Source organism: Microcystis sp. M179S2 (assembly GCF_020245805.1).
Classification (GTDB): domain Bacteria; phylum Cyanobacteriota; class Cyanobacteriia; order Cyanobacteriales; family Microcystaceae; genus Microcystis; species Microcystis aeruginosa.
Window position 1 is genome coordinate 1 of record NZ_JADBUE010000283.1, and the last position, 2,900, is coordinate 2,900.

Consider the following 2,900-nt stretch of genomic DNA (forward strand, 5'->3'; position numbering starts at 1 on the left):
AGGGAAGTTATCGTTTTTCTAAGATAACTCGACTGACCCAACTGCAACAAAAAGCGTTAGATATATTGGGAGTTTCCCTGATTTGTACCCAGTAACGGGGCATCAGAAATTCTCTTAATCCCTCCTACAGCATAGGTTATGGCTTTTTGTCAACGGGGAAGTCCAGTTATAATAACAACACTCCTAGTCTTTATCTCAATGGACAGTTTATTAAAACAGGTTTAACAAGTACCGGGATTGTACATCCTAGTATCGCCTCTCTAGGAGGTGGAGATGCGACAGGTTACGGGACATTTCAAGGTGGATTAGATGAGGTTCGTATTTGGAATACCGCCCGTACTCAAACGCAAATCCAAAATACTTTGAATTCTCAACTTAATGGCAATGAAATAGGTCTAGTTGGCTACTATAATTTTAATGAAAGCTCAGGAAACATTGCCGAAGATGGCACAATTAATAATAATGATGGTCAGATTTTCGGGGGGCTCCGAATTGATGAGATGTACTCATTTGCGGATTATATCGGCGGGAAGTATATCAATCCGAGTACAAATCTTCCAAATCTTACCGATTATTCCTTCAATAAGTTCACTATTGACCAGATTGCGGACGGGATTGTCTCTGATGGATATCCTTACAACGGCTTCGCATCACCGTACAGCAGCGGCACTGTCACTCTTGACCTTGTCGGCGAATTCAATCTGACAAGTTTCTTTCTCTGGAACGATACCAATGTTCAGCAAGAAGGAATAAAAGATTTCAGGCTGGATTTTTTCAATAAGTCGGATGTTCTGATAGACCCTGGTTTTTCATCGGTCTATACAGCACCGTTAGGTCAGACGGCGGGACAGGAATACATTTTCGATAAGGTTGTGCAGGGGGTCAGCAGGGTTGACCTCGTAGTATTGAATTCCCAGCCTTACACATTCAACCGTATTGAGATTCGTGAAGTCGGATTCAGCGGTGAACCGGATGATGATGTCACTCTTCCCAGTGTCACTTTAGCTGTATCTCCCAGTAGTGTGACAGAAGACGGGACAACAAATCTGATTTATACCTTCACCCGTACCGGAGTAACCACTAATTCTTTAACTGTCAACTATACAGTTGGGGGGACAGCAACCAATGGAACCGATTACACTTCTATCCCCACCAGTGTCACCTTTGCTGCTGGTTCAGCGACTGCGACGGTAATCGTTGACCCCACTGCTGATACCACAGTTGAAAGTGATGAAACTGTTGTTTTAACTCTCGCTTCAGGAACAGGTTATACGGTTGGTACAACCGCAGCCGTCACGGGAACTATTACTAATGATGATAATTCCGGTAATAACCCTTATATTCTAGGTGGATATATAGGCTCTTGGAATCTTAACTCCAATACACCTATAGATGCTACATTTAATAAACTTACACATTTGTTCTACTCATTTGCTGATGTCACTTCAAATGGTACGGTTCAACTACCTCAAGATGGAACAGGAACAGGTGACATCGCTAAACTTCAACAAATTAAAGCTCAAAATCCCAACCTGAAAATAATGCTTTCCATTGGCGGTGGAACAGAGAATGATTTCTCCTCTGCTGCTGCTACGGTGCAGTCTAGGGCAAACTTTGCTCAGTCTGCTATCCAACTAATGAAGACTAATGGATTTGATGGTCTAGATATTGACTGGGAGTATCCTGAAGCAAATGAGGATAATAATTACATCCAATTGCTGGCACAATTGCGCCAACAAATCAATCAAGCATCTCAAAATGATGGCAAGCAATATCTTCTCACTACAGCCCTTTCTGGTTCTCCTTACATCTTATCTGCATCTGATTATGGAAGCAACCCTTACGATTTCAGCCCACAAGATTTGAAAGCAACTTCCGATTATGTGGACTTTATCAATGTCATGTCTTATGACTACCACGGACCTTGGGAGAACACAACAAATCATCAGTCAGCTTTGTATAAAAGCACCAATGACAACACCTACAACGCGGCTAAAGTAAATACTAATTGGGCGATTCAACACTATCTAAGTGCTGGTGTTCCAGCTACAGATATTGTATTAGGCGCTCCACTTTATGGGCGCACCTGGACTGGAGTTAACGCTGGTAGCAACAATGGGCTGTTCCAGCAGGGTACTGGTAGCTCTGAGCTCACATATAGGGAGCTTTATAATCTATTGGGGACAAATGGCTATCAATCTTTCTGGGATAATAGCGCCAAAGTTCCCTATATTTATAGTTCTCAAACAAAGGTGTTTAGCACCTACGAAAATAACCAATCAATTTTGGGGAAAACTGATTATGTCAAACAACTTGGAATCGGTGGTGCATTCTTCTGGGAAATTACTCAAGATTTGCCCATAACTCATAGTGATTCTTTAATCAATGCTGCGGCTACAAATTTGGGAATTAATAATGTTGTTTTACCCACCATTACCCTAGCGGTATCACCCAGTAGCGTATTAGAAAACGGACTTAACAACCTGATTTACACTTTTACCCGCACAGGAGCAACAACCAACGCCTTAACAGTCAACTATGGTATTACTGGTACTGCTGACAGTAGCGACTATACAGGTGCAACACCCGGAACCGGAAAAACCATCACCTTTGCTGCCAGTGCAAGTACAGCCACTCTCATTATTGACCCCACTGCTGATACCACAGTAGAAACTGACGAAACCGTTGCTTTAACTCTTGCGACCGGGACAGGTTATACAGTAGGGACCACCACTCCAGTGACGGGGACAATTACCAACGATGATACCAATGTCACCCTAGCAGTTTCCCCCGCAAGCGTCACCGAAGACGGGACAACAAATCTGATTTATACCTTCACCCGTAGTGGATTAACCACTAATCCCTTAACCGTCAACTACAGTATTAGTGGGACAGCTACC

At 42.9% G+C, this 2,900-nt stretch carries 1 protein-coding gene; it reads left to right on the forward strand.

Annotation, left to right across the window (positions count from 1 at the left end; translation table 11 throughout):
• Positions 1-146 precede the first annotated feature (146 nt).
• A partial coding sequence (locus IM500_RS16865) for a glycosyl hydrolase family 18 protein (protein ID WP_287739080.1) occupies positions 147-2,900 on the forward strand: 2,754 nt, incomplete at its 3' end.